22 protein-coding genes are annotated in these 24657 nt (G+C 62.1%); 6 read left to right on the plus strand and 16 right to left on the minus strand.

The window, feature by feature from the left end; genetic code table 11:
* A partial coding sequence (locus BO74_RS15945; RefSeq protein ID WP_496440400.1) for a helix-turn-helix domain-containing protein occupies positions 1-247 on the minus strand: 247 nt, incomplete at its 3' end.
* A 314-nt stretch (positions 248-561) separates the two neighbouring features.
* Between BO74_RS15945 and BO74_RS15950 the strand changes: the two genes are divergently transcribed.
* The 4 genes from BO74_RS15950 (at position 562) to BO74_RS15965 (ending at position 3181) form a co-directional block, all read left to right on the plus strand.
* Positions 562-1530, plus strand: coding sequence for a diguanylate cyclase domain-containing protein (locus BO74_RS15950; RefSeq protein ID WP_496443516.1), 969 nt, complete (start codon positions 562-564; stop codon positions 1528-1530).
* Between the two features lie 133 nt (positions 1531-1663).
* Entirely contained in the window at positions 1664-2281 is a 618-nt protein-coding gene (gene trhA / locus BO74_RS15955; protein ID WP_496443518.1) for a PAQR family membrane homeostasis protein TrhA, read from the plus strand.
* A 94-nt stretch (positions 2282-2375) separates the two neighbouring features.
* Positions 2376-2732, plus strand: coding sequence for a hypothetical protein (locus BO74_RS15960; RefSeq protein ID WP_496443520.1), 357 nt, complete (start codon positions 2376-2378; stop codon positions 2730-2732).
* Positions 2729-3181, plus strand: a complete 453-nt coding sequence (locus BO74_RS15965) for a hypothetical protein (RefSeq protein WP_496443522.1) — start codon at positions 2729-2731, stop codon at positions 3179-3181. Before BO74_RS15960 ends, BO74_RS15965 begins: the two co-directional genes overlap by 4 nt.
* Before the next feature lie 9 nt (positions 3182-3190).
* On the opposite strand, the gene BO74_RS15970 is transcribed toward BO74_RS15965, so the two are convergent.
* The 9 genes from BO74_RS15970 to BO74_RS16010 form a co-directional block, all read right to left on the minus strand.
* A complete protein-coding gene (locus BO74_RS15970; RefSeq protein ID WP_496443524.1) occupies positions 3191-3739 on the minus strand; it encodes a GNAT family N-acetyltransferase in 549 nt (182 codons plus the stop codon).
* Positions 3740-3755: 16 nt separating this feature from the next.
* A complete protein-coding gene (locus BO74_RS15975; protein WP_496443526.1) occupies positions 3756-4631 on the minus strand; it encodes an AEC family transporter in 876 nt (291 codons plus the stop codon).
* Between the two features lie 51 nt (positions 4632-4682).
* Entirely contained in the window at positions 4683-5588 is a 906-nt protein-coding gene (locus BO74_RS15980) for a DMT family transporter (protein ID WP_496443528.1), read from the minus strand.
* A gap of 155 nt (positions 5589-5743) precedes the next feature.
* Positions 5744-6190 (minus strand): type II 3-dehydroquinate dehydratase, encoded by a 447-nt coding sequence (aroQ, locus tag BO74_RS15985; RefSeq protein WP_496443530.1) that lies wholly within the window; start codon positions 6188-6190, stop codon positions 5744-5746.
* 59 nt (positions 6191-6249) lie between these two features.
* The gene (gene aroE, locus BO74_RS15990) at positions 6250-7083 is read right to left on the minus strand and encodes a shikimate dehydrogenase (protein WP_496443532.1); all 834 of its coding nucleotides are present in this window, start codon (positions 7081-7083) and stop codon (positions 6250-6252) included.
* Between the two features lie 104 nt (positions 7084-7187).
* Entirely contained in the window at positions 7188-8420 is a 1233-nt protein-coding gene (locus BO74_RS15995; protein WP_496443534.1) for a CaiB/BaiF CoA transferase family protein, read from the minus strand.
* Between the two features lie 106 nt (positions 8421-8526).
* A complete protein-coding gene (locus tag BO74_RS16000; protein ID WP_496443536.1) occupies positions 8527-8982 on the minus strand; it encodes a MaoC family dehydratase in 456 nt (151 codons plus the stop codon).
* Positions 8983-9128: 146 nt separating this feature from the next.
* Positions 9129-9515, minus strand: coding sequence for a VOC family protein (locus BO74_RS16005; protein ID WP_496443538.1), 387 nt, complete (start codon positions 9513-9515; stop codon positions 9129-9131).
* Between the two features lie 9 nt (positions 9516-9524).
* Positions 9525-10463 carry a ketopantoate reductase family protein gene (locus BO74_RS16010; RefSeq protein WP_496443540.1) on the minus strand — a complete coding sequence of 313 codons (939 nt, stop codon included), beginning with the start codon at positions 10461-10463 and terminating at the stop codon, positions 9525-9527.
* Between the two features lie 112 nt (positions 10464-10575).
* Here BO74_RS16010 and BO74_RS16015 point away from each other — a divergent pair, with 112 nt between their 5' ends.
* Both BO74_RS16015 and bioB read left to right on the plus strand, forming a co-directional pair.
* Entirely contained in the window at positions 10576-11529 is a 954-nt protein-coding gene (locus BO74_RS16015) for a LysR family transcriptional regulator (protein ID WP_496443542.1), read from the plus strand.
* A gap of 64 nt (positions 11530-11593) precedes the next feature.
* Entirely contained in the window at positions 11594-12568 is a 975-nt protein-coding gene (gene bioB / locus BO74_RS16020; protein WP_496443544.1) for a biotin synthase BioB, read from the plus strand.
* 2 nt (positions 12569-12570) lie between these two features.
* On the opposite strand, the gene BO74_RS16025 is transcribed toward bioB, so the two are convergent.
* From BO74_RS16025 to BO74_RS16050, 6 genes are all read right to left on the minus strand, one after another.
* The gene (locus tag BO74_RS16025) at positions 12571-13176 is read right to left on the minus strand and encodes a PIN domain-containing protein (RefSeq protein ID WP_496443546.1); all 606 of its coding nucleotides are present in this window, start codon (positions 13174-13176) and stop codon (positions 12571-12573) included.
* A 67-nt stretch (positions 13177-13243) separates the two neighbouring features.
* A complete protein-coding gene (locus BO74_RS16030; protein ID WP_496443547.1) occupies positions 13244-13888 on the minus strand; it encodes a DUF2026 family protein in 645 nt (214 codons plus the stop codon).
* Between the two features lie 577 nt (positions 13889-14465).
* Positions 14466-15017 (minus strand): flavin reductase family protein, encoded by a 552-nt coding sequence (locus tag BO74_RS16035; RefSeq protein ID WP_496443549.1) that lies wholly within the window; start codon positions 15015-15017, stop codon positions 14466-14468.
* Between the two features lie 102 nt (positions 15018-15119).
* Positions 15120-17966 (minus strand): sulfide/dihydroorotate dehydrogenase-like FAD/NAD-binding protein, encoded by a 2847-nt coding sequence (locus BO74_RS16040; RefSeq protein ID WP_496443551.1) that lies wholly within the window; start codon positions 17964-17966, stop codon positions 15120-15122.
* Positions 17963-22963 carry a 2-oxoacid:acceptor oxidoreductase family protein gene (locus tag BO74_RS16045; protein WP_496443553.1) on the minus strand — a complete coding sequence of 1667 codons (5001 nt, stop codon included), beginning with the start codon at positions 22961-22963 and terminating at the stop codon, positions 17963-17965. The genes BO74_RS16040 and BO74_RS16045 overlap by 4 nt, the downstream gene beginning before the upstream one ends.
* Before the next feature lie 366 nt (positions 22964-23329).
* Positions 23330-24496 (minus strand): mandelate racemase/muconate lactonizing enzyme family protein, encoded by a 1167-nt coding sequence (locus tag BO74_RS16050; RefSeq protein WP_496443555.1) that lies wholly within the window; start codon positions 24494-24496, stop codon positions 23330-23332.
* Positions 24497-24657: the final 161 nt, after the last annotated feature.

Here is a 24657-nt window from a genome sequence, read left to right on the forward strand (position 1 = left end):
TGGGAGCGAGTTTGCACTGGCGTCGTCGCTGAAACCGGGCCATGTGGGCACGCATGCTGGCCCGACCTGCCTCATAGGGCAACGTTGAGCAGCCCGCCAGATGGTGATGTTTGGCGATTTCACGCGTGATGCTTGACGGAGAGCGTTTCAGTTCGCGGGCAATAGCCCGCGAACTGAAACCATCACGCAAGCGCAGCATGATGCAGGCTCGCTCTTCCGAACTTAAATGACTGTACTGCTTTCCCATGTGCAATAACTCCCGCTCTTATCAGGGTGATAGGGTAGTGTTGCACTTGATTCTGGACTCCAGCCCGAAAACCGGAAAAACCGGGGACAGACCCCGGTTTTTCCAATCGCGGCGCTGTTCCTGGAAGGGCGGCCGGGGAAAACCTCGCTGATGCATCGAAGCGGCTAAGGCCATTCTATCGTGCCACGCAGAGGGCACGATCGGGTTTACTGATTTCGTCGCTGGCGATCGACTGCCTGTACCTTGCTGCTTGAAACTTGCACTGTTTGGGCCTAGTGTCGACGAACAGAGCGCCCCTCGCTGAAGGTGAGGCTATGGCAAATAGAGAAGCGGATCATATCGGCAGTGTCAACATTTGCCATAGATCCCCCGTGGCCAATGATTGGTCCGGAAAATTGCGGCTTCAACTCGCCGATTCACTTTTCATCAATACAAGCGAAGGGATTTGCATCACCGACGCAGGAGAACGCATCGTCGAAGTTAACCCGACACTGTGTCGGCTGACCGGCTTTTCAAAAGAAGAATTGATCGGTCAAACCCCCCGCATTTTTCACTCCGGCATGCAAGAGCCCGGATTTTACGAATCGATGTGGACGTCGCTTGCACAAACAGGTCAATGGCAAGGCGAATTATGGAACCGCAATCGGGGCGGCGATCCGTACGCGATTCGCTTGAATATCTCCGTCGTCTGCGATGAAGCGAACCAGGTTAGCAACTATGTGGGAATCATGGCTGACATTACGTCGGCGAAACTGCAGCAGGTCGAACTGGAAAAGTGCGCGCACCACGACGTATTAACCGGCTTGCCCAATCGCATCCTCCTGGCGGACCGGCTGAACCAGGCGATCGCGCAGGTGTCGCGGACCCGCCTGCTGCTTGCCGTCTGCTATCTCGATCTCGACGGATTCAAGGCCATCAATGACCAATACGGCCACGCAGCAGGGGACAAGGTTCTTGGAGAAGTCGCCAGGCGATTGAGTTCGACCGTCCGCCTCGGCGACACCGTCGCCCGCGTCGGTGGGGACGAGTTCATCTTGTTGCTCTGGGGGCTGGATCAAGTCGCCGAATGCAAAAAAATGATGGGCCGCATTATTGCCGAGGTGGCCAAACCGGTTCTGCCGGCGCATCAACCAGCAAATCTGACCGTCAGCGTCGGCATCGCCATCTGCCCTCTGGATGGCACCAACGCTGCCGAGGTGCTCGCATGCGCGGATAGTGCGATGTATCCCGGCGGAAGCCAGTTCGCGTTCTTCAATCCACACTATTCGGCGAACGCTGATTGAATGGAACGCCCTCTCCATTTCGCGTGCCGCTACCGAAAGCGCGGGGCATCCCGAACAACCTTCATGACGTCGCCAACGAAAAAAACATACTTGACCAGAAGTCGCAACAGTCTCCCGGTGCAAAGAGGAATCCATGTATTACGGTGAGAGATTCAACGCGTGGACTCACCTCGGCGGAGCCGTGCTTGCGCTGGCCGGAACACTCTGGCTGCTGGCCTCGGCAATCGAGTCCGACGATCCCTGGAAAGTAGTCAGCGTGACCATCTACGGGACCACCCTCGTCCTGCTGTACGCCATCTCGACGATTTACCACAGTGTCCGGGGGCGCCCGAAGCAGGTGTTACGCACGCTGGATCATTTGTCGATTTATCTGCTGATTGCCGGAAGCTATACGCCGTTTTGCCTGATCACCCTGCGTGGCGCGTGGGGCTGGTCTCTTTTTGGCGTGGTCTGGTCACTCGCGGTCGTCGGTATTTTGCTGGAGACCCTGCAAAAGCCCGGACCAAGAATCCTCTCGGTCGTTCTCTACGCAGTCATGGGCTGGGCCGTCCTGGCAGCGATCAAACCGCTTCTGACGAATCTCGGCCCTGCCGGATTTTTCTGGCTGGCTGGCGGTGGCGTGCTGTATACGCTGGGAATCGTGTTCTTTGCCTTTGACAAGCGCTTCCGTCATTGGCACGGCATCTGGCACCTGTTTGTCCTCGCCGGAAGCACCTTCCACTTCATCGCCATACGTTTGTATGTGGTCTAGGTGCCCGCCACCTTCCTTCAAAGCCGCAGCGCCAGCGCGAAGGGGATGAAGAACAGCGAACAACCGGGACAAGAGAACCGTCGAGTGAGGTTCCATGGAAAAGCAGAAATTTATCGGGACCGGCAGCGCCACCAGGGCGCGCAGGCTTTGGGTCGTCCTCACGCTGTTGCTGGTCGGCTGCGCGACGACGCCGATCGGAGAGAACGATTTGCTGGACTTTCTCAAGGACGGCGTCACGACCCGGGAAGACGTGTTCCTCGCTCTCGGCGACCCCAATGCGACGTACGAGGAGTCGCGCATCCTCACCTACCGGCTCGCGCAGGACGAAGCCGGCTGGATTCTGCGCAAATCGACACGGGACTGGCTCGGCGTGCGGGTCGTGCTGGTGATCGTTTTCGACGACCGGGGAACCGTCAAGCGGCACTCGCTCGTCCAGGTGCGTTCCGAATGAGCGCAGCGAGGCGAGGTTCTCGGGTAACCGTGCTGGCGGCCGTGCTCCTCGTGTCGTCCGGTTGCGTTCCCATCCCGACGCTGCCTTTCGGCGACAAGAACTGGTCCCGGCAAAACATCGGGGACAGCGTGCCGGGCTTCATCGTGACCGGACAGACGACCCGCGCCGACGTAATTCTCGCGCTGGGAGACCCCGACCGGAGAACGAACAACGACAACCGGTTCCATTACGTGCGGGCGACGGAAGAAGGCGGGATCGCCTTTATAGTGGGCGGTGCAGCGAGCGCTGCCGTAACAGGAACGCCGATAACGTATTTCCTGCTCACTGTAAATTTCGATGCTCGCGGAATCGTTACCGCGGCAAAGAGCGAGAAGATCGTCAAGCGCCAGTTTTTCGGGGAACACATCACCGGTACGCTGCCGCAGACGCTGTTTTCCGGCGCGGAATAGCAAAACGGATCACCCGTCGACGGGCTGCCCGGGCGTATCCAGAAGCAGTTGGTAAAACGCCAGATCGAGCCAGCGGCCGAATTTGAAGCCGACCTGCGGCAGCGTGCCGACGTGCGTGAATCCGAGCCGCTCGTGCAGCGCGATGCTGCCGGCGTTCGTGGCATCGATGCCGCCGATCAGGGCGTGCAAGTCGTTTTCCCGGGCCGCGGCGATCAGCGCCTGCATCACTGTGCGCCCCAGCCCCCGGCCGCGATGATCCTTGTGCACATACACCGAATGCTCGACGGTGTATTTGTACGCAGGCCATCCCCGAAACGTGCCGTAGCTCCCGAAAGCCATCAGCACGCCGTCGCCATCCTCGACGCCGATGACCGGAAAGCCGCCGTTGCGCTTGGTTTCGAACCACGCAACCATGTTCTGCAGCGTACGCGGCTGGTAGTCGTACAACGCCGTCGAGTTGACGATCGCTTCGTTGAAGATTTCGAGGATTGCATCCGCGTGCCGCTCGAAACTGCATTGCACGATGGAGTGATTGGGGTGTTTGGTGCAGTCGCTCATCAAGGGCTCCTTGGCGTCAAAGCCGCAACGCCAGCGCGAAAGGGATGAAGAACAGCGCCATTGCGTTGCCGATCATCACGATCGCCGCCACCTTGTCCGGCTCCTGTTTGTAGCGATCGGCGAACATGAAGCAGCCGACCGCCGGCGGCAAGGCGCCGAAAAGGAAGAGCATGTCGGTCTCGGCCTTGCTCATCCCGGTCAGGGAGGCGAATCCCCACGCGGTCAACATGCCGGTCAGCGGCGTCACGATACCGCCGGCGATCCCGACGCGGAGCATCTTTCCCGCCCGCGTCGAGGACAGGCGCACGCCGAGCGAGAAGATCATCATCCCGAGGGCGATATCGCCGAGAATCTTGCTCGCGGAGACAAGCGGCGGCCAGAGGGCAATGCCGCTCAGGCTGACGGCCACTCCGGCCACGGACGCCACGAGGAACGGTTCGCGCCAGATCGCGCCGAGGGAAAATTGCCCGGTCAGGAGCCACGGCGAGAGGGCGAACTGGATCACGATCAGCACCAGCATCAGCACCACGGCCGCGCCCAGTGCTTCATCCCCGAAAGTGAACAGCATGAGCGGCAAGCCCATGTTGCCAACGTTGTTGAACATCGCCGGCGAGATCAGGGTTTTCGGGTCGATCCCGAGAAAACGGGCGACCGGCCACGCCAGCAACCCAGACCCCAGGGTAACCACGGCACAGCCGATGGCCATCGGGATGTTGTCAACGAGGTTGAACGACTTGCTCGCCAGCGCGGTGAAGATCAACGCCGGCAGGAAAACTTCCATGGTCATCCGGTTGGCCGCCACCATCTCCGGATTGTGCTTTCTCGCGTAGAAGAAACCAACGAGAACCACGGCGAACAACGGGAAGATAATGGTGATGATGCGATAGACCACGGCGACACCGGGAAGGAAAAAGGCAACGGCGCATTTTACGCCGCCAAGCGGCTATGCCATAAGGCCCTTGACCTTCCTGCGCCGCGACGCAGCCACCAGCAACCCGCCCGCGACGACCACCGCCATCCCGATCAGGGTCACGGAATCCGGAAAATCGCCGAACACCAGCACACCGAGAATGCTCACCCACAGCAACTGAATATAAGCGAAGGGCGCCAGCAGCGACGCCGGGGCGAATTCCAGCGCCTTGATCGTCGAGAAATGCCCGACCCCCGACGTGATCCCGATCAGGGCGAAGAAGAACAGCCCCTTTGGCGTCGGGTCGATCCACGACAGGGGCAGTGCCGCGCTCATCGCCACGGTGCCGACGAAGAGCACGCAGAACAGCGAATTGAGCGAATCCTCCTTGCCGGCGATGAGCCGGGTGAAGATCTGGTACGACGAGAAACAGAGCGCCAGGCCCAGCGGCAGGATGGCAGCCGGGGTAAACAGCCCGCCTCCCGGACGGACGATGATCAGCACCCCGGAAAATCCGAGCAGCACCGCCGTCCAGCCGAGCCGGGAAACCTTCTCCTTCAGGAAAATCACCGCCAGCACGGTCAGCAGCACTGGATGGATGAAGCTGATCGCCTGCGCCTCGGCGATCGGCATGACGCGGTAGGCGAAGACGATGAAGATGGTGCCGCCGGTCAGCAGGATGCCACGCGCCAGCTGCACCGCAGGGAACGCGGTGCGCAGCATCGCCGTCCCGCGCCGGGGCAGGAAGACGGCCAGCAGCAGCACCAGCGGCACGGCGTAGCGCGCCCAGACGATCATCCCGACCGGGTACTCGCGCGCCTGGTATTTCGACAGTGTATCGACGACCGCATAGGAAACAGTGGCCAGCAAGGCCATCAGGATGCCGCGGCCGGCATGGGGATGGTGATCGGGATTTCCTGGGGTGTTGTTTGAACTCATCACGAATCTATCGATGGAAGCGCTGATTCATGGAAAATTCGTCATTCCGGCGAAGGCCGGAATCCAGAAATTCAACGAACTGGACCCCGGCCTTCGCCGGGGTGACGACCATTTACAAATACGTCAGCACTTTCCCGATTCCCGATCCTTTCTCTTTATTGCTTCGCCGACTGCACGTCGGAAACCGCCGCACGCAGGGCCATCAGGTACGCATCGACGCCGATGCCACAGATCTGCCCCTTGACGATCTCGGCGAAGCACGAATGGTGGCGGAATGCCTCGCGCGCGTGGATGTTGGACATGTGCACTTCGATCACCGGGCAGGTCAGGATCGCCAGCGCATCGCGGATGCCGTAGCTGTAGTGCGTCCACGCGCCGGCGTTGATCAGCACCGCGTCCACGCCGTCGAAGTAGCCCTGGTGGATGCGCTCGACCATCTCGCCTTCGTGGTTGTTCTGGAAGCTCTCGACCTCGGTGCCGAGTTCCTTGCCCAGCGCGACGAGCTTCTCGTCGATCTGCGCCAGGGTGATCGTGCCGTATTGCTTCGGGTCACGCTTGCCGAACATGTTGTGGTTGATACCGTGCAGCATCAGGACTTTCATTTTGAACCTCTCGTTCAAGGGTTGGACAATACCGGAATTCGCTTCGCTCGGCAGCGCTTTTACGTCAGCGGCACCGTCAAGGTTTCAATCATTGAGGTTGTTTCGGGGTTCACACCGCGCCACCATTCGAAGGCTTCGGCCGCCTGCTCGACGAGCATCCCGACGCCGTCGGCCAGCTTGCCGGCGCCCGCGCCTTGCGCCAGTCGCAGGAAGGGTGTCAGCCCCTTGCCGTAGGCCAGTTCGTAGGCAAGGCAGCCCGGCCCGAAGACACCAGTGTGCACCGGCGGCAATTCGCCGCGCAGGCTGGCCGAGGTGGCGTTGATGACCAGGTCGAATTTAACCGGCAGGTCACCGAGCTCCGGGTACGAACAGCAGGAAAAATCCCCTTCTGCATAGTCTTTGAACTGTTCGACCAGCGCCTGCGCCTTGCTCAGCGTGCGGTTTACGAGGAGTAATTGCGCCGGCTGCTGCCTCAGAAACGGCAGCAACGCCCCGCGCGCCGCACCGCCCGCACCAAGCAACAGCACGCGCTTGCCCTGCATCGGGGTGCCGAGGTTATGCGTAATGTCGCGCACCAGACCGAGCCCGTCGAAATTCTCGGCGTAGATGTGCGCCCCTTCGAATTTCAGCGCATTCACCGCCCCGGCCAGTTGTGCGCTTTCGGACAAATCGGTCGCGTAGGCGAAGGCGTCAAGCTTGAACGGCGCGGTGACGTTCATGCCGCGACCGCCGGCGCGGCGAAAAGTCTCCGCATCCTCGCAGAAGCCGCCGATCCGCCCCTCGATGGCGATGTACTCGATGGCCTGCCCGGTCTGTTTGGCGAAGGCCGTGTGGATCAGCGGCGACTTGGTGTGTCCGATCGGGTTGCCGATTACCGCGTACGAGTCAGTCATTTCCCCCCTCCCTCGTTACTCCTACCGTATGCACACATCGCGAGCACTCCGTCATCCCGGCGCAGGCCGGGATGACAAAAAGGTATTGCGCATACAGCAGCCCGTTATCCTGCAAGGTTGGCAACGGCCTCTTCGGCATACAGCACGCCGTCTTTGACCATGGCGGCAATCGCCTCCTCAGAATAGCCCAGCCGTGACGCCACGTCCCGATTGTGCTGACCTAGCAGCGGCGCCGGCGAACGGATCGTCGTGTCGCATTCGGAGAAATGGAACGGCAGGTTGCCGAGTTGAACTTTGCCGAGCACCGGATGCTCCTGTTCGACGACCATGCCGCGCGCCTGAATCTGCGGATCGGCCAGCACCTCGTCGATATTCTGCACCTTGGCGCAAGGCACATCGATGCCGTCGAGCAAGGCGAGGCAGTCGGCCACGCGGCGCGGTCCGACCCAGTCCCGCACGAGGGCGAGGATTTCCTCGCGGTTTGCGTTGCGCCCCGACGACGAGTGGAAGCGCGCATCCGCCGCCAGCACCTCGCCGCCGACCAGTCGGGCCAAGCGTTTCCATGCGTCGTCCACCTGCGCGGCGATCACCACGTAACCGTCCTGTGCCGTAAAGACACCGTAGAGCGTCGAGTTGGGCAGGTCGTGGCCGGTCTGCTGCGGAATCTCCTTGCCACCGGACAGCGTGTAGCACTGGATGGCGTATTCGTGCATCGACACCAGGCAGTCGTACAGCGCCAGGTCGATGTGCTGGCCGCGCCCGGACTTGACGCGCCCGAGCAGCGCGGCGCAGATCGCGCCGACGGCATTGGCGCCGGTGTACATGTCGCCGAGCGCGATGCGCAGCAGCGGCGGTGCCTCGCCCGGCGAACCAACCATGGCCATGATTCCGCTCTTGGCCTCGGCGATCAGACCGAAGCCGGGGCGCGGCGCATCCGGGCCGGTGTGGCCGTAGGCCGAAACCGAGCAATACACCAAGCCCGGGTTGCTCTGCGACAGATCCTCATAGCCCAGACCCAGTTTCTTCAGCGCGCCGGGGCGGTAGTTTTCCACGAACACATCGGCCGAGTCGACCAGCTTCTTCACCAGTTCCAGCCCGCGCGGGTCCTTGATATTGACGCACAGCCCTTCCTTGCCCATGTTCTGCTGCAGGTAGTAGCCGCTCTGGCCGTTGATCTGGTAGGCATGGGCGCGGCCGGCGTCGCCATCCTTCGGCCGCTCGACCTTGATGACCTCGGCGCCGAGCGCCGCGAGGCAGCGCGAGACGAACGGCCCGGCAAGGAAGTGGCTGTAGTCGACGACGCGGATGCCGGCGAGGGGGAGGGGTTGGGTGGTCATGGTCTGATCCTCAGCTTCGTCATTCCGGCGAAAGCCGGAATCCAGAAATTTGACGAACGAACTGGACCCCGGCCTGCGCCGGGGTGACGGTGATAATTCGGGTTTCTCAGTCTTTGGGTTTGCACGGCACCATCACGCGATGCTCGCCCTTCTGGACGACCTCGCCGCGCTGGTTGATCAGTTCGACCGGGACGATGACGATGCCCCAGCCCGGACGGCTCTTCGAGGCGCGCACGCTCTCGACGTAAAACTCGATGTGGCAGGTGTCGCCGATCCTGATCGGCAGCACGAAGCTCCACTCCCAGCCCAGCGACATGCCTGGCTGGAAGCAGTACTCGCTTTGCGTCTTCAGCCCGTCGGCCACCGACAGGCCGAACAGCCCGTGCGCGACGCGCGTGCCGAACGGCGTCTTCTTCGCGTACTCCTCGTCGACATGCACCGGGGTGAAGTCGCCGGTCAGTTCGGCGTAGGCGTTGATGCGCGCTTCGGTGAAGGTGTAGTGCGGGCTGATGCCCTTGTCGCCCATCTTGATTTCGTCAAAATACAGCTCTCTTCTGGCCATCTCGGTTCCTCTCAGGAAGTGCTGATTTATTGAAAATTCGTCATTCCGGCGAAGGCCGGAATCCAGAAAATGCAACAAACTGGACCCCGGCCTTCGCCGGGGTGACGAATATTTCAGCGTTTCTCTCAAAGCAAATCGGTCGTTCCTCAGGCGCGCGGCTTGACGGCCAGCGCTTCCGCGACGGCGTCGCCGTGCGCCTGCATCAGTTCGATCTCGAGGCCGTCCGGCAACGCCAGCCAGTTGCGCCCCATCGGCAATTCGCGCACACCCCAGTTGGCGGCCTCGGCCAGGACCGCGTCGAGGTCCTCGACCATGATCCCGATGTGCGCCATGCGCCCCTCTGGCCCTTCAAACGTCGGATCGGCGTTGAGCTGCATGCCACCAATCGTCCACGCTTTCTCGGGCTTGCCTTCGGTGCCCATCGTTTCGCGCACCTCCATCCCGAGGGCCTCCCGGAAAAAGCGGAGGTGCCAGTCGATGTCCTTGACCTTGATCGCGACGTGTTCCACGTAGGATTTCTTGCTGTAAGCCATGACCGCTCCTTATCGCTTGCCGAAGCATTCCTGGAAGCGCTCGATCCCCTTGACCATCGCCACCAGCGTCTGATTGACCGGCGTGGCGATGCCCGAGCGTTCGCCCCAGCGCACCACCGAGCCGTTGATGAAGTCGACTTCGGTGATCTCGCCCTTTTCCAGGCTTTGCAGCATCGAGGTCTTGAACTCGGCGGGCAGCCCTTCGGCGGCCAGATCCCAGAAGAACTTCGGGTCATCCGAGACCAGCCGAATGGCGTTCGCCTGGGCCACGGCAATGCCTTCGGCTACCGCGGCCAACGCGGCCCGCTCGATTTCCGGCACCTTGTACAGCCAGCCGTAGGGCAGGCGGGTGATCGCGCAGACGGCCCCGGTGGCCACATTGACCAGCAGCTTGTCCCACATCGTCCCGTAGATGTTGGTGCTGGCGGTGGCCGACAGATCGGCCGTGTTGAATTCGTCGACGACGGCTTGCAGGCGCGGCGTCAACCGGCCGTCGAGTTCGCCGATGTACGTCTGCTTGCCCTTGTAGCCGGAGACGATGTGTCCCGGTTCGAGGAAGACACCGCCGACATAGGTCTTGGCCGCCAGCACATGCTCGCGGCCGACGACCTCGGCGAGGATATCCTCATGGCCCAGGCCGTTCTGGATCGACATCACCATCGTCTCCGGACCAACCAAGGCGCGGGCCGATTCGATCGCCGCGCGGGTAGCCGCGGATTTGACGAGCACGATGACGAGGTCTACCGGCTGCAACCCTTCGCAGCTCGTGCAGGCCCGGACGCGGACAGTCTCTTCGATGTCGCCAAAGCGGATCTTCAGCCCATTGGCGTTGATCGCATCGACGTGCGCCTGATAGCGGTCGACAAAAATGACGTCGGACCCGCCGCGCGCCAGCACCCCGCCTATCGAACAGCCCAGCGCCCCGGCCCCCAGCATGCAGATTTTCATGGTCGATTCCCTTTCGCCCGTGGCGATGTGTGTTCAGGAGTTGGGCAAACTTTAGCCAGCGGCCCATCACTCGTATATGCAATAATCGCAATTAATTTGATTGCGTATCGCAATGACGAATAAAGACTCCGCGCCCCCGCCACTGCTCGACGCGAACCTGCTCCAGCTCTTCGAGCTGATCTACAGCACGCGCAGCGTCACCCGCGCCGCCGAACAGCTCGGGCTGGCGCAGCCTACGGTCAGCATCTGGCTCGGCAAGCTGCGCAAGCACCTCGACGACCCGCTGTTCGTCCGCACGCCATCGGGCATGCAACCCACGCCGGAGGCCGACGCCCTCATCGACACGGTGCGGCAGGCGCTCGAATCACTGCGCGCCCTCTCCCAGCGGGAAGCGCGCTTCGACCCGGCGACCAGCGACCGCCGCTTCCGCATCGGCATGACCGACGCCAGCCACATCACGCTACTGCCGCAACTGCTCGCGCACGTGCGTTCCGTCGCCCCCGGCGTGCGGCTCGGGGCCGAGCAGATCGACGGGCAGATCGGCGCCCGGCTGGAATCCGGCGAGGCCGATCTGGCGCTGGGATTCATCCCGGAACTGGGGGCTGGCTTCTACCAGCAGAGCCTGTACACGCAGGATTGGGTTTGCCTGGCCAACGGCAAGCATCCGCGCGTCACGGAAACGCTGACGCTCGCCGACTACCAGCGCGAGGGACACATCCACATCGTCTCCGGCACCGGACACAACCTGCTGGAATCCAGCCTGGAACGCCACCACCTGCCGCACCGCGTCGTACTCGAACTGCCCGGCTTCCTCGGCCTCGCAACGATCGTCTCGACCACCGACCTGCTCGTCACCCTGCCCCGCCACATCGGCGAAACACTGGCGCGCATCGGCGGCCTGCGCGTCTTCCCCTGCCCGATTCCCATTCCTGGCTTCACCGTCAGGCAGCACTGGCACGCGCGCTACCACAACGACCCAGGCAACCGCTGGCTGCGCGGAGTTTGTACGGCGTTGTTCCTGCGACAGCAGGAGGGCGGATATTCGGTGGTGGGTAAAAATGATTGATTTCGTTGCCGAAAAGGCCAAAGCGGCTTAGGCTTGTCGCTTTTTTTCGCCGGGTCTTTCAACCATGAATATCGAACAGATCGACGCCCTGAAGCAACGCGTGCTGGCAGGCGGCCAGATTACGCCAGAGGAAGCGCTGGCCTTGTCGCAGACAGCGGAAAAGGAGGCCCTTTACGCCGCCGCCGACGCGATACGCGCCCATTTCATGGGGCCGGTGGTCGACCTGTGCTCGATCATGAACGCGCGTTCGGGACGCTGTTCGGAAGACTGCAAATGGTGCTCACAGTCACGCTACTTCAAGACCGGCGTGCCCGAATACCCGCTGGTCAGCGAGGAAGAAGGGGTGAAGCACGCGCTTGAGGTCGACCGCCACGGCATCGGGCACTTTTCCCTCGTCACCAGCGGCCGGGCCATGAAGCCCAAGCAGGTGGCGCAAGCCTGCGAGATCTACAAAGCCATCGGCCGGCGGAGCAACATCAAACTGTGCGCCTCGATGGGGCTCTTGCGCGAACCGGAACTGAAAAAGCTCAAGGACGCAGGCGTGGTGCGTTACCACTGCAACATCGAAACCGCGCCATCGCACTTCCCCACGCTGTGCTCCACGCACACTTTCGAGGACAAGCTGCGCACCATCCGTGAAGCCATGGCCGTCGGCATGAAGGTGTGCAGCGGCGGCATCTTCGGCATGGGCGAGACGCTGGCCCAGCGTATCGAAATGGCCTTCACCCTGCGCGATATCGGCGTCGACTCGATCCCCATCAACATCCTCAACCCAATCGAAGGCACGCCGCTCCAGGGCAGCCAGCAGCTCCCGGACGAAGAAATCCTCGTCAGTATCGCTCTGTTCCGCTTCATCAACCCCACCGCGCATTTGCGTTTCGCCGGCGGCCGCAACCTGATCGCTGGCATCCAGGAAAGAGCGCTCGCCGCCGGCATCAGCGCGGCCCTGGTCGGCGATTTGCTGACCACGCTCGGGGCGAGTGTCGAGCAGGACAAGGCGATGTTCGAGCGGCTCGGGCGGGGGGCCGTCGCCGAATAAGCTCAAGCATCGACTTCTGGTAACGCGTAGGAAACCTTGCTCTCGACGACTCTGACCGCACCTATCGATTGAAGCTCAGCAAGAAGCAAGGTGAGTTCCTCTCCTGATAACTGCTTCTGAAATAATGACTGAATAGTATTCGACAGCGTTTCGACCTTCCGCGGTCGGGAAGAACCGCGCCGCCTCAGGTCCTCAAGAACGAAGTCGGTTTTTTCCTGAAGCGTCTTCGAATTCGCCGCCTTGAGGAGGGGGATATCGACAATCGCCTTAGACCTGCAGATACCGATTTTCTGGCTCTTCAGATGCTGAATCAGTGGATCAAAACCGGAGTCCTTCGACACGATGTGGAAGTATGCACTCGAATCTTCAGCTGACAGTTTCCCAATGTAAAACGCAATGTGGAAATCCAGCGCATTGCTGCCGTTGCCCGCGATCTTGACATAACTCGCGCGCGAGCAGAGTTTTTGCATCTCGTTTGCCAATTCGTAGGAGACCTTCGACTGGTTGGCGCCAACGAAAACAAGAACGCGGAAATGCTCAGCATCAAGCCCGCTCAAAGACTCCGGCTGAACGTTTTCCAAATCGATCAGGACATAGTTGGTACGCATCGTTTCCTTCGATCTTCAAAATGAGAGCCATGGCATTATTTCATCCGCCGCTATTGCCCTCAACAAATCACCAAACGCCAACAATCCGAATCGGAGACAGGAAAACTTCCGCAACGGTGCCGCTCTGATCTTCAATCCCGACGCTCGGCGCGATTTTCTTGGGTGGCCGAACGTACCACTGCTCGCAGATTCGAACGAGATCCGCATAGGCGGGTTTCCCGGTAAATCCTTTCATCAGTTCCGTAGTGAGTCGGTGGTTGGCCACGTGAAGATACGCGCCGGGCGTGTCAAGGCTGAGCGTGCTTACATCGGCAATCAGCGGTTTCTGGAACATCCAGCGAGGGATCGCTGCACCTTTTCGATCGATGGAAACCATCTCGTCAAACAGGGGCGCCATCAGATCGATGACCCAGCCATCCACTTCGATCCAGCAGTGATAGCGCGAGCTATCGGAGAAAACGCCATCGGCTTCCAGTCGCCCGAAGACCAGCGAGAAATTGGTCGGCGTCAGCAGGTTGTACCCGGCCACGCCGGCTACCGGGCATGCCGAAGCGATTTTGTGGTGCTTCTTGAGCAGGAACGCGCCGGCGACGGCGAAGAACAGGGATGCCTTGCTTGGATCGCCTTGTTCGTTTTTCACTACCGCATGAATGGTCCGGAAAAGTCGCTCGTACTCGGGAAGGGTGATCGGCGGAGTGGCACGTTTGGGCATGTAGGGCTCTTGCTGGACGGGTTATCGGGGAGGTGCTGATTTATTGATGATTCGTCATTCCGGCGGAGGCCGGGGCCCAGTCGGCGATTGCTCTCCGATACTGGATACCAGCCTACGCCGGTATGACGAGGTCTTTATGCTTCATCGTGCCGAAGCAATAGCGCGACATTATCCAGCGCCCGCGCGGTAACGCAAAGTCTCCGTGCAATTGCATAAACGCACTCCCCCTCCCCTTCAAGGGGAAGGTCGCGCAAGCGACGTTTGCGATTGGACGGGATTGGGTGGAGATGGGGCGAAAACAGTGGTTTGGTCGACGAAATAAGCGCCAGAAAACCCCATTCCTTACCCAGCCTTCCCCTTGGGGGCTACGGTATGCACACATCGCGAACACTCCGTCATCCCGGCGCAGGCCGGGATCCAGTTTGTGCTCCGAAAGCCTGGATTCCGGCTTTCGCCGGAATGACGGATAGGTTGTGTGCATACGGTAGCCGTTGAAGGGGGAGGAGCTGATGCGTACGGCATTCAGGCGATTGCACTGTGATTTGTGCCTCCCGGATCGACACCCGGTTTTCTGAAATCAGGTAGATGTCAAATCCTGAGGTAACTTGGAGGCCATCATCTTTTTCCGGTCGATGATGCGCCCATCGACGATGAAGGTGCCGTCGCCAACAGCGTGAACGGTGCGTTTCTCCTTGCGCTCGGTGTCGAGCCAGGCGGCAACGCCCTCGAGCACGACAATGTTGTGCTTCTCGATGAAATCGATGACTTTGCACTCGATGTTGGCCAGGCATTCCTGGATCAAGGGCGATTTGACATGTTTGGCCGGTGCCCGCGTGAGATTGAAGCGGGCGAACTTGTCCGTATCCGCCCCCGAGCAGGTGCCGATGCCCACCACCTTGTCCAGGAGGTCGACGGTGGGAATCGCGATGACGCACTCCTGATTCTTGTGCAAGGCCGCGAACGAATAGTTCCAGCTTCCCGTCGTGATGGCGAATTGCGGCGTGAAGTCGTTCACCATGGTCCACGAGATGGTCATGATGTTGTCTCTACTACCATCATGGGTCGTTACCAGAACAACCGGCCCTGACTCCATCAGGGTGAAGGCCTTGCTCAGTTTCAACGGGCGCATGAGAGTTCCTCCGCCAGCCATGTATTTCCGCTATCCAACGACGAAACGGGGTGGTGAATCGCATCACCACCCCGCGTTCTTTCACCCGTCACCCGGTGGGCATCACCCCAGCCCGTGCTTCACCTTGCTCGCCTGCTCCTGTGGCTTGAACAGGTTGAAGCGCGGCAGGAACTTGTCCCAGTCGATGATGTGGCCGTCGATCTCTGGGCCGTCGACGCAGGCGTGCTTGCGCACCAGCTTGCCTTCGAGGTTGACCGGCACCATGCACGCGCCGCACATGCCCGTCGCGTCGACCATGATCGAGTTGAGGCTGGCGACGGTCTTGACGCCGTAGGGACGGGTGAGATCGCTGACGGCGCGCATCATCAGCGGCGGGCCGATGGTGACGACTTCGGCGATCTCGCGCCCCTTGCTCTTCTTGCCGTTCTTGAGCATTTCTTCGAGCGGCGTGGAGACGAAGCCCTTGATGCCGAAGCTGCCGTCGTTGCTGCAGTAGATCACGTCGAGCAGGTCGCCGAACTCGGCCTGCAACTTGCCGACGCGCTCGTTCTCCTTGGTCCAGAACAGCAGATCGGCGCTGCGGAAACCGGCGATCAGCGTGACGTGGTTGCCCTTGCGCAGATGCTCTCGCGCAATGGGGTAGACCGGCGGCAAGCCGACGCCACCGGCGGTAAACACCACCGTCTGCTTCTTCGCATCGTAGCTGTGCAGTTCGCTCGGCTGGCCGAGCGGCCCGGCGATACCGGTGAAGGCCTCGCCAATCCGCATCCGGTTGATCTCGATGCTGCTGGTGCCCATGCCCTGCACCACGAGACAGATGGTGCCGGCCTTGGCGTCCCAGTCGGCCAGCGTCAGCGGGATCAGCTCGCCGTTCGGCCAGGCCAGCACGCGCACGAACTGCCCGGCGCGGGCGGCGCGGGCGATCATCGGCGCATGCACGATGAACTCGACGATGCCGGTGCTGAGTTCGATCTTGTCGACGATCGTCTGCGGCGCCGCGCTGAGTTCGGTGTAGTGCCGGGCGCTCTCGACCCGTTTCCGGATTTCTTCCGGCGCCATGTCGATCTCGCCGACGATCTCGCGCGCCGCCGCCTGGCCGTCACCGGCGGCGCGGACCGCCGTTGAACCGCCGCGGGCCGCATCACCGCCCGAGTAGATACCCTCCAGCGAGGTCTTTTGCGAGCCGCGGGCCCCGAGGTCGATGGTGCCCCACTTGGTCGTTTTCAGGCTCGGCTCGGAGTCCTTGATGATCGGGTTCGGGTCGTTGCCGAGCGCCATGATCACCAGATCGGCCTTCATCAACTCCTTCTCGCCGGTGGCGACCGGGCTGCGCCTTCCGGAGGCATCCGGCTCGCCGAGCGCCATCACTTCGAGCATCGCGCCGGTAACGAAGTTGGTCTTGTCGTCGCCGACGAACTCGCACGGCGAGCGTAGCACCTTGAGCTGGATGCCCTCCTCCAGCGCGTGGTGCAGTTCCTCGACGCGCGCCGGCATCTCGCTCTGCGTGCGGCGATAGACGATGGTGACGTTGCCGCCGAGGCGCCGCGCGGTACGCGACGCGTCCATCGCGGTATTGCCGCCGCCGATGATGATGACCTCCTTGCCCTTCGTTTCCGGCAGCGGCGTTTCGTAGTCCTCGCGCAGCCCCTGCATGAGATTCACGCGCGTCAGGAACTCGTTGGCCGACATCACGTTGAGCAGATGCTCGCCCGGCACATTCATGAAGCGCGGCAACCCGGCGCCGGTGCCGACGAAGATCTTCCAGAAGCCGGCTTCGCGCAGGTCGTGCAGCGTCGCCGTCTTGCCGACGACGAAGTTGGAAACGAACTTGCCGCCGAGCAGCTTGATCTTGCCGACGACGTCGTCGATCAGCTCGTTGGGCAGGCGAAACTCGGGGATGCCGTAGCGCAGCACGCCGCCGAGCGCGTGGAAGGCTTCGAAGATGGTGACCGGGAAGCCTTCCACCGCCAGCAGGTAGGCATTGATCAGCCCGGCCGGGCCGGAACCGACCACGGCGATCGGCGGCTTCTCGGCCTTGGCCCACGGGTCGGGGAAGCCGGCGAAGCGCGCGGCGATGCCGTCCGGATTGACCACCTTCTCGCGCTGCGGCAGGAACCATTCGAGCTGGCCGATCTCGATCGGCTGCTTGGCGTGCGCGCAGACGCCCTGGCACTGCAGTTCCTGCGGGCAGACGCGCCCCGTCACGTTGGGCAGCGGGTTGCAGTTCTCGATCAGCTCCATCGCCTCGCGGAAGCGCCCGTTGCCGAGCAGGTTCAGCACCTCCGGGATGTGGATCTTGACCGGGCAGCCGCCCTTCGGCTCGAACTTGCCGGGCACATGCACACCGACTTCGCAGGGCTTTTCGTCGCACTGCTTGTCGCGCAGCACTTCGAGCCAGACGATCATGTCGACTTCACGCGCCGTGTAGCCGAGGTTCATGTAGCCGAGATAGCCCTGGTTGACCAGGTCGAAGTCGCTGGACCGCTCCTCCGGTGAGCGGATGTACGGCGGGATGAAGCTTTCCGCCGGCCAGTTCTCCGACAGTCCCTTGAACATCGGGTAGCGGTCCGAGAGATGCTTGTCGAGCGCCTTGATGAATTTGCGTTTCAGCCCCAGCGGCACGTTCCAGACGAAGCGCATGAGGATCTTGCTCATGTCGTCGTCGCGCAGCAACAGATCCCAGAAGACATGGATGAACTCGGCGGAGAGTTCGTCCTGCTGGAACTCGGCGACGATCGCGCCGGAGCCTTCGGAGATGAACAGCTCGCGGAACGCCTGCGGGTCGTTGAGCAGGCGCCGCCGCAAGAGGTCCAGCTGCTTGTTGAAGGTGCCGACGGCGGGCGTCTGCGCCAGGGCCTCGACCTGCGAGCGCGTGGCGTCCAGCGCGTTGCTGGCCTCCCGATAGCGCTGCAGATCGTCCTGGCCGAATGGTGTGGCTCCGTTGCTCATCGAATGATCTCCGCATCGCAGTTGGCCGATACCCGCTTGATGCGGGACTTCAACTCGGGGGTCACGGTCACTTTTGCCAGGGCGCCCGGGATTAGGCGCGCGACCTCGCGGCTCTCGCCGTCGATGACCATCCGCGTCTTCTCGAACAATTCGGGGATGTCCTGGTAGCAGGTCTTGCAGTTGGTGCATTTGGTCTGATCGACGATCGTCACCAGCGCATCAGCCACCGCTGTCGCGGCCTCCGCCGTTGCCGGTGCTGCAGCGCCGCCACCGCCGACCGGAACGATCGGGATGGTTTTCGCACCGCCAACAGGCGCCTTGCTCGACGCGGCGAGCTCGGACATCGCCCGGGCGATCGCGTCGAGCGACGTGTCGTGCTGCTTGGCGGATTCCTTGACCTGCGCCTGCAGCGCATCGATCGCCGCGCGGTGGCTGGCATCCATCGTCGCGACGTGGAAGCCGGCGAGGTATTGCAGCATCCGCCAGTTCTTGCGCCGCTCCTCAATGAGGGCGACGATCGACGGGGACACGCTCATCCGGACCAGTTTCCGGTTCGCATCGACCGAATAGACGAACGGCGTCTTGCCTTCCCGCGCTTCGACCGGCAACTCGACGAACTCGGCCACCGGCACCAGGTTTTTCGCATCGGCGGCCAACTTCTTGAACTGCTTCTTGAAGCGGATTTCGCCGAGGGCGAAATTGGCCGGGGTCAGGTCGATCTCCATCAACTGCACGGCGCCGGCATCGTCCACATATTCGAGCGAGGTCTTCGCCCAGGTCTTGTCCAGGTCCGGGTTGCCGTCGAGCGAGAACCACTCGTGCAGGGTCTTGCCCTTGCGCGGGTCATGCACGAACACCGGGTTCATCCGGCTTTCCACGGCCAGGCGCGCCTGCCGCGCCGAGACGTTGTCGGCAATGCCGTGCTCGCCCTGGCACGGGGTGTAAACGTCGAGCACCGCCGGGCCGTCGGCGTAAGAGATCAGTTCCATGGCGTTCTTCAGGTAGTGCCCCTGCAGCGCCGTGGTCGTCGCGCAGACGAAGACGTTCGGGTGGAACGAGGCAATCAGCCCGAGTTCCTTGCGCGACTCCTGCTTGCCGCTGTGCGCCCCACCGTGCCGTGCGAGGTCCGAGTCCTGCCCGGTGAAGCTCGACGTGGACGCCTGCCCGCCGGTGTTGGAATATGCCCCGGTATTCAGGACCACCATCTTGACCGGCGTGTTGCTGGCGAGGATGCGCGAGAAGGCGCCGAAGCCGATGTCGTAGGTCGCGCCGTCGCCGCCGATGGTCAGAACCGTCGGCATCAGCGCCAGTTCCTCCTTGGTGAACTGGTTCCACGACAGGAAGCGCATTTCCTTGTCGTGCTGCTCGGGCACGTAGGCATCGTCCAGTTCGAGGCGCGCCAGGCGCATGGCCTTGACGTCCGGCGCGTTCTGCGCCGCGACCCCCTCGAAGATGCCCTTCGCCAGCGGCTGGGCGTCCTGGAACAGGCTGTTCACCCACGGGTCGTTGTAGGCGTTGAACGGGAAGGTAGAGGCATAAACGCTGCTGCAGCCCGTCGAATTGGCGATGATCGCCCCGGCCGGGCCGTTGCCGGTCGGGCCGCCTTCGTAGAGATACAGGCGTTTTTCCAGCGTGGCCAGCAACTCACCGATGCGCTGGCTGCGCTCGGCCTCTTTCTTGCCGAGCGTCTTCTGCTTGGCGACGAGGTCGGCGATCAGCTTTTCCAGTTCGTCGATGTGGTCTTGCCGCCGCTTCTCGGTGATCGCGTGGTTGGTCGCGACGACCAGGCGGATCGCCGTCACCTCGCCGCAGCCGCGGCAGCCGCCGTGCCCGCCGGTGGTCGAGTAGTAGTTGTCGCGGTCGAGCAGCATGCGCTTGATCTCGCCGCCGGACTGGACGGCGCCATCGACGAAGCGCGCCGGCGTGTTCGGCGTCTTGCTCATGAAGTCGAAGCGGTGCTGCAGGGTACTCTGCAAAGCGGCATCCTGCTCCTGCGCCGACAGCGCGCCGGGACCGCAGACTTCGATGCATTCGAGACAGCCCGTGCACTTCCACGGGTCGACCGTCACCGAGTACAGGCCGCCGCTGCCGGGGCTGGCCTTCTCGGCGGCGTCGAAGAACGGCCGCGTGCGGGCGACCGGATAGGCGGCCAGCAGATCGACGAGCTTGCTGAAGTTGCCGAGCAGGGTCGCCTGGCGGGTCGGCAGACTGGACGCCGCCTCGGCGACCAGCTCGTGGAACGGCCGTGCATCCTTGGTCCGGCGATAGGCCTCGCGCACCGCTTCAGCCACAGCGTAGACCTGGCCACGCATGGCGTCGCGCTGCGCCTCGGTGATGTCGAGTTGGCGGATGCCGGTGAACAACAGTTCGTGGATTTCGTGCACCGTATTCGGAATCGCCGCATCCGGACAGACCAGCGTGCATTCCATGCAGCCGGTGCACAGATCGGGGTTGAACAGCGGCGCGTTGCGGCGGAACAGCCCCTTGTCCTTCGAGCCGGCGGTGCCGGCCGGCATAAACAGCCCGGCACCCGGCAGCACCGGTGCTTCGCCGATGGTGCCCTCGCGGAACGGCGTGGCGATCATGTCGTTGAAGTACTCGCGGTCGAACAGACCGCAGGCGGAGGCGCCGTCGGGCTGGCACATTGAGGCGGAGAGCGAGACGTTGCGCAGGGCGATCGGCGCCGGCTTGGCGTCGATCTTCGTAAAGGCCGGCTTGTCGTAGTCGACGCGGATCGTCGCCTCGATGCCTTCCTTGATCACCTCCATGTTGCCCTCGACGACCGCCGCGCCCTTGCTGCCGAACTTCTTGGCAATCTGCTTGCGCACCTTTTCCAGAATGGCTTTGGGCGTCGCACCCGCCGACACCTGCTTGACGTGGCCGGCGACCGCGCCGATGAAAGCGATGCCCATCATGCGCGTGGCCAGTTCCGGCGTCGGCGCGTGTTTCTTGGCCACCGCGAAGGCGTCGATGATGAAGAAGTTGATCTTCTTCTCGCGGATCGTCTGCCGGGCCTTCGCCGGCAGCTCCTCCCACACCTGCTCCGGCGTCGCGTTCGATTGCTGGATGAAGGTACCCCCCTCGGCAAGCCCTTTCAGCGGGTTGGTATGCACGAACGAGCGGTGATCCGGCGAGATGACGACCTCGACATCCTCCAGTTCGGCGTTGGTGATCTTGATCGGCTCGGGCGAGAGCGTGATGTAGAAGTTCGTCGGCGCGCCGCTCTTCTCCGAACCGTACTTCGGCGCCGACTTCGAGTGCATGTCGAGCACGCCGGCGAGGATGTCGGTAAGCAGCTTGCCGGAGGCAATCGTGCCGTAACCGCCGACCGAGTGGAAGCGCACGCGGAAGGCGGAATCGGGCAGCAGGCGCGGATTCGGCTCGGTGTCCAGCGCCATCAACTCGGTTTCGGGATACGCGGCCTTCAACCTCTTCTGCAGTTCAGCCATGCGCGGGTTCGGGTTCTTCGAGAAGAACTGCGAGCCGAGGTAGATCAATGAAGCACTCTTGCCCGTTTCCATCGCCTTGAACGCGGCAACGAGGTGGCGCGGTTGCAGATCGTGCCCGCCGAGGCCAAAAATGGCCGTGGTGATCCGCGGCGTGGCCTTGATCGCCGGGATGCCGGCGTGGCGCTCAGCCTCGCCCTTCTTCAATTCACCGTTTTCGCGGGCCTTGAACAGCGCCTGGGTGACCAGCGGGGTCAGCGCCGCCTGATCGGAGCGCTCCAGCACCGTCACTGCCTTCTTGCCGGCCAGCGCGGCGACCACTTCGGCCTCCGGGAACGGTTGCAGCAGCTTGATCGCCACGAGACCGACCTTCTTGCCCTGGCTGCGCAGGTGGGTTACGACGGCTTCGACGTCGTCGCAAACCGAACCGAGTCCGACCATCACGGTCTCGGCGTCGTCACACATGTAAGTATGCACAGGCGAGTAGGTGCGGCCAGTCAGTGCCGAGTATTCCGCCATCGCCTGGCGTACCAGCGCCGGCACGGCGCTGGCGAAGTGCGTGCGGTGGTCGACGGCGCCGGCCTGGAAGTCCGGCTGGTTCTGCACCGGCCCGGTCAGGCCCGGGTTGTTGACGTCCACCAGCGCCGGCACGAGTTGCCGCGTGCCTTTCTCGAAGGCGTTGAGCCACTGGCGCCGCCACGGGCCGTGCAATTCTTCCGGCAGCCAGCCGACAGTTTTCTCGACCAGCTTGCCGTCGTTGTCCTTCTCGACCTTGGCGGCGTTGCCGTCGAGGAACTTTTTCAGCGCCGCGAGGTTGGCCTCGGTGATATCCGCCGCGTGGCGGGTGAGGTACTGGTTCAACTGGAACACTCGCCCCTTGGAACCAAACAGAATTTCCTGCGCCAAAGTCGGACACTTGATGCGTCCTGCCGGGTCACCGAGGTAATCGCGAAGCAGCTCGGGCTCGGGCAGCAGCGCCTCGCTCATCATGTGGCTGGTGGCGAAGCCGTCCATCGCGTTGGCCACCGGGATCAGCGACAGCGCCGAGGTGCGGTAGGAAATCGCCGCCAGGTCCGCCGCTTCCTGCGGATTCGAACCGAAGAGGATCGTGTAGCCGGACTGCAGCAGGGCATAAACGTCGTCGTGCCCGGCCATCACGTTCAGGGAATGCTTGGAAACAACGCGCGCCGCCACCTGCAGCACAAAACCGCCGACCTTCTTGCCGACCGTCACGAAGTGCGACTCCATGGCATACAGGATGCCCTGGCTCGACGAGGCGTTGGAGATGAACTGTCCGCCGGTCAAGGCCGCGCCCAGCGCCCCGCTCTGTGCCGAATGCTCCCCTTCGGGTTCGAAGAAGAAGGGGTGCTTGCCCCACACATTCACGCCGCCTTCTGCCCTGAACGCCTCGTAAAGTTCGGCGATTTCGGTCGACGGGGTAATCGGATAGCCGATCACGCCACCGCACACGTTGCTCATCACGTGCGCGACGGCGCCGTTGCCGTGGATGACGCTGGGAATGCCGGGATACTTCGCTTTCTTGACTTTCATGGTTGGACATCCAAATGAAGGTTGGAAAATTCAACCGGGCAGGCGAACGCCTTCCGGTTTGCGCGGAACCAAACGACACAACACTGAGAAAGGGAGCGCCTCGCGGTTGCCGCAAGGCAAAAGAAGAGGCATCGCCACCGCTATTGCAGCAGTGGCCCGGATTGACCCGCCAGCAAAGCACACCCTGACCATACCGCCTCCGTATCTGAGTTTTCGGAGTTTTCGGGCACAAACCAACTTGTGCAAATATGGAACAACAAACTGACGCTTAGGAATGAACGATTCTACTATCAAACCGAAAAGCTTCGCTGGCTTTGAAAAAAAACAGGTGCAGCAACCCCGATCTCTTTCAGCACGCCATCCAGCTTAGACGTAAAAATTCGTTTTTGCGCCCAGCTCGCGGACGCCGGGATGCTCTTCCAGCGCATCCTCAAGAAGATCGACCCCAAGCCCCGGCCGGTCGGAGAGATGCAGCACGCCGTCACTGACATCCAGCGGATGGCTGATTACTTCATCACGCCAGGGCACGTCATTGACCATGAATTCGCAGCGGAAGAAATTCGGAATGCTGGCGCAGACGTGCGCGCTGGCCAGCGTGCTCAACGGGCCATTGGGATTGTGCGGCGCGACAAGCACGCCATAGGCCTCGGCCATGGTCGCGATGCGCTTCATTTCGCTGGGACCGCCACACCGCGTGATGTCCGGCATGATGACATCACAGATGTGATTCTCCAGAACCGGGCGGAAGCCATGTCGCGTGTAATGGCGTTCGCCCACGCAAATCGGCACCGCGGAGGGAAGACGCTCGCGGAACGCCTTGAGCGTTTGCGCGCTTTCGGGGCCTGCGGGCTCCTCGTACCAGGTCACGCCCAAGGGCGCCAGGCGCTCGGCCATTTTCACCGCCACCTCGAAGTTCAGCATGGCGTGCGTCTCGATCATCATGTCGAATTCCGGACCGACCGCGTCACGCACAGCCTTCGTCACCTCGAACGCCAGATCCTGCTGAGCCTTGGTCAGGGTCAGGTTGGTGTGCAGATCCTCGCCGTAGAGGTAGTTGGTGTGGGCGAACGGATCGAATTTCAGACCGGTGAATCCAAGCTCCTTTACCCGCAGCGCCTGCCGCGCGTAATCCGCACCGGAATGACCTCCGCCGGTAAACCAGTAGTTCGCGTAGAGCGGGATGTCTTTCCTGAAAGCGCCGCCGAGCAGTTCGTAACAGGGCATCCCGTAGTACTTCGCCTTGAGGTCCAGCAGCGCCATGTCGAGACCGCTGATCGCACAGAGGCTCGCGCCGTACGGGCCGATCCAGTTGAGATCGCGATAGAGTTTCGTCCAGATGAAATCGGTGCGCAGCGGGTCGAGACCGATCACGCGCTCGCCAACGTGCTTTGCCGCCGCCTCGATGATCGGGCTGCCGGGCCAGTTCGTGGCTTCACCGACGCCAGTGTGGCCGGTGTCGGTATAGACCTTCATCAGGGTCCAGTTGTATTTCACGCCCTCGACGAGCCAGACCTTCACTTCGGTGATTTTCATCGCTTCAATTCCCTCAATTTCCTAAGGTAACGCTGAAATATTCGTCACCCCGGCGAAGGCCGGGGCCCAGTTCGTTGAATTTTCTGGATTCCGGCCTGCGCCGGAATGAAAAATCTTCAACAAGTCAGCACTCCCCAAAAGTCCCGTTCCGTTGCCGTAAA

Source organism: Propionivibrio pelophilus DSM 12018, assembly GCF_059569095.1.

Coding starts and splice junctions, on each gene's coding strand:
- BO74_RS15950 (WP_496443516.1), top strand. CDS start 562: ATGGCAAATAGAGAAGCGGATCATATCGGCAGTGTCAACATTTGCCAT.
- trhA (WP_496443518.1), top strand. CDS start 1,664: ATGTATTACGGTGAGAGATTCAACGCGTGGACTCACCTCGGCGGAGCC.
- BO74_RS15960 (WP_496443520.1), top strand. CDS start 2,376: ATGGAAAAGCAGAAATTTATCGGGACCGGCAGCGCCACCAGGGCGCGC.
- BO74_RS15965 (WP_496443522.1), top strand. CDS start 2,729: ATGAGCGCAGCGAGGCGAGGTTCTCGGGTAACCGTGCTGGCGGCCGTG.
- BO74_RS15970 (WP_496443524.1), bottom strand. CDS start 3,739: ATGAGCGACTGCACCAAACACCCCAATCACTCCATCGTGCAATGCAGT.
- BO74_RS15980 (WP_496443528.1), bottom strand. CDS start 5,588: ATGAGTTCAAACAACACCCCAGGAAATCCCGATCACCATCCCCATGCC.
- aroQ (WP_496443530.1), bottom strand. CDS start 6,190: ATGAAAGTCCTGATGCTGCACGGTATCAACCACAACATGTTCGGCAAG.
- aroE (WP_496443532.1), bottom strand. CDS start 7,083: ATGACTGACTCGTACGCGGTAATCGGCAACCCGATCGGACACACCAAG.
- BO74_RS15995 (WP_496443534.1), bottom strand. CDS start 8,420: ATGACCACCCAACCCCTCCCCCTCGCCGGCATCCGCGTCGTCGACTAC.
- BO74_RS16000 (WP_496443536.1), bottom strand. CDS start 8,982: ATGGCCAGAAGAGAGCTGTATTTTGACGAAATCAAGATGGGCGACAAG.
- BO74_RS16005 (WP_496443538.1), bottom strand. CDS start 9,515: ATGGCTTACAGCAAGAAATCCTACGTGGAACACGTCGCGATCAAGGTC.
- BO74_RS16010 (WP_496443540.1), bottom strand. CDS start 10,463: ATGAAAATCTGCATGCTGGGGGCCGGGGCGCTGGGCTGTTCGATAGGC.
- BO74_RS16015 (WP_496443542.1), top strand. CDS start 10,576: ATGACGAATAAAGACTCCGCGCCCCCGCCACTGCTCGACGCGAACCTG.
- bioB (WP_496443544.1), top strand. CDS start 11,594: ATGAATATCGAACAGATCGACGCCCTGAAGCAACGCGTGCTGGCAGGC.
- BO74_RS16025 (WP_496443546.1), bottom strand. CDS start 13,176: ATGCGTACCAACTATGTCCTGATCGATTTGGAAAACGTTCAGCCGGAG.
- BO74_RS16030 (WP_496443547.1), bottom strand. CDS start 13,888: ATGCCCAAACGTGCCACTCCGCCGATCACCCTTCCCGAGTACGAGCGA.
- BO74_RS16035 (WP_496443549.1), bottom strand. CDS start 15,017: ATGCGCCCGTTGAAACTGAGCAAGGCCTTCACCCTGATGGAGTCAGGG.
- BO74_RS16040 (WP_496443551.1), bottom strand. CDS start 17,966: ATGAGCAACGGAGCCACACCATTCGGCCAGGACGATCTGCAGCGCTAT.
- BO74_RS16045 (WP_496443553.1), bottom strand. CDS start 22,963: ATGAAAGTCAAGAAAGCGAAGTATCCCGGCATTCCCAGCGTCATCCAC.
- BO74_RS16050 (WP_496443555.1), bottom strand. CDS start 24,496: ATGAAAATCACCGAAGTGAAGGTCTGGCTCGTCGAGGGCGTGAAATAC.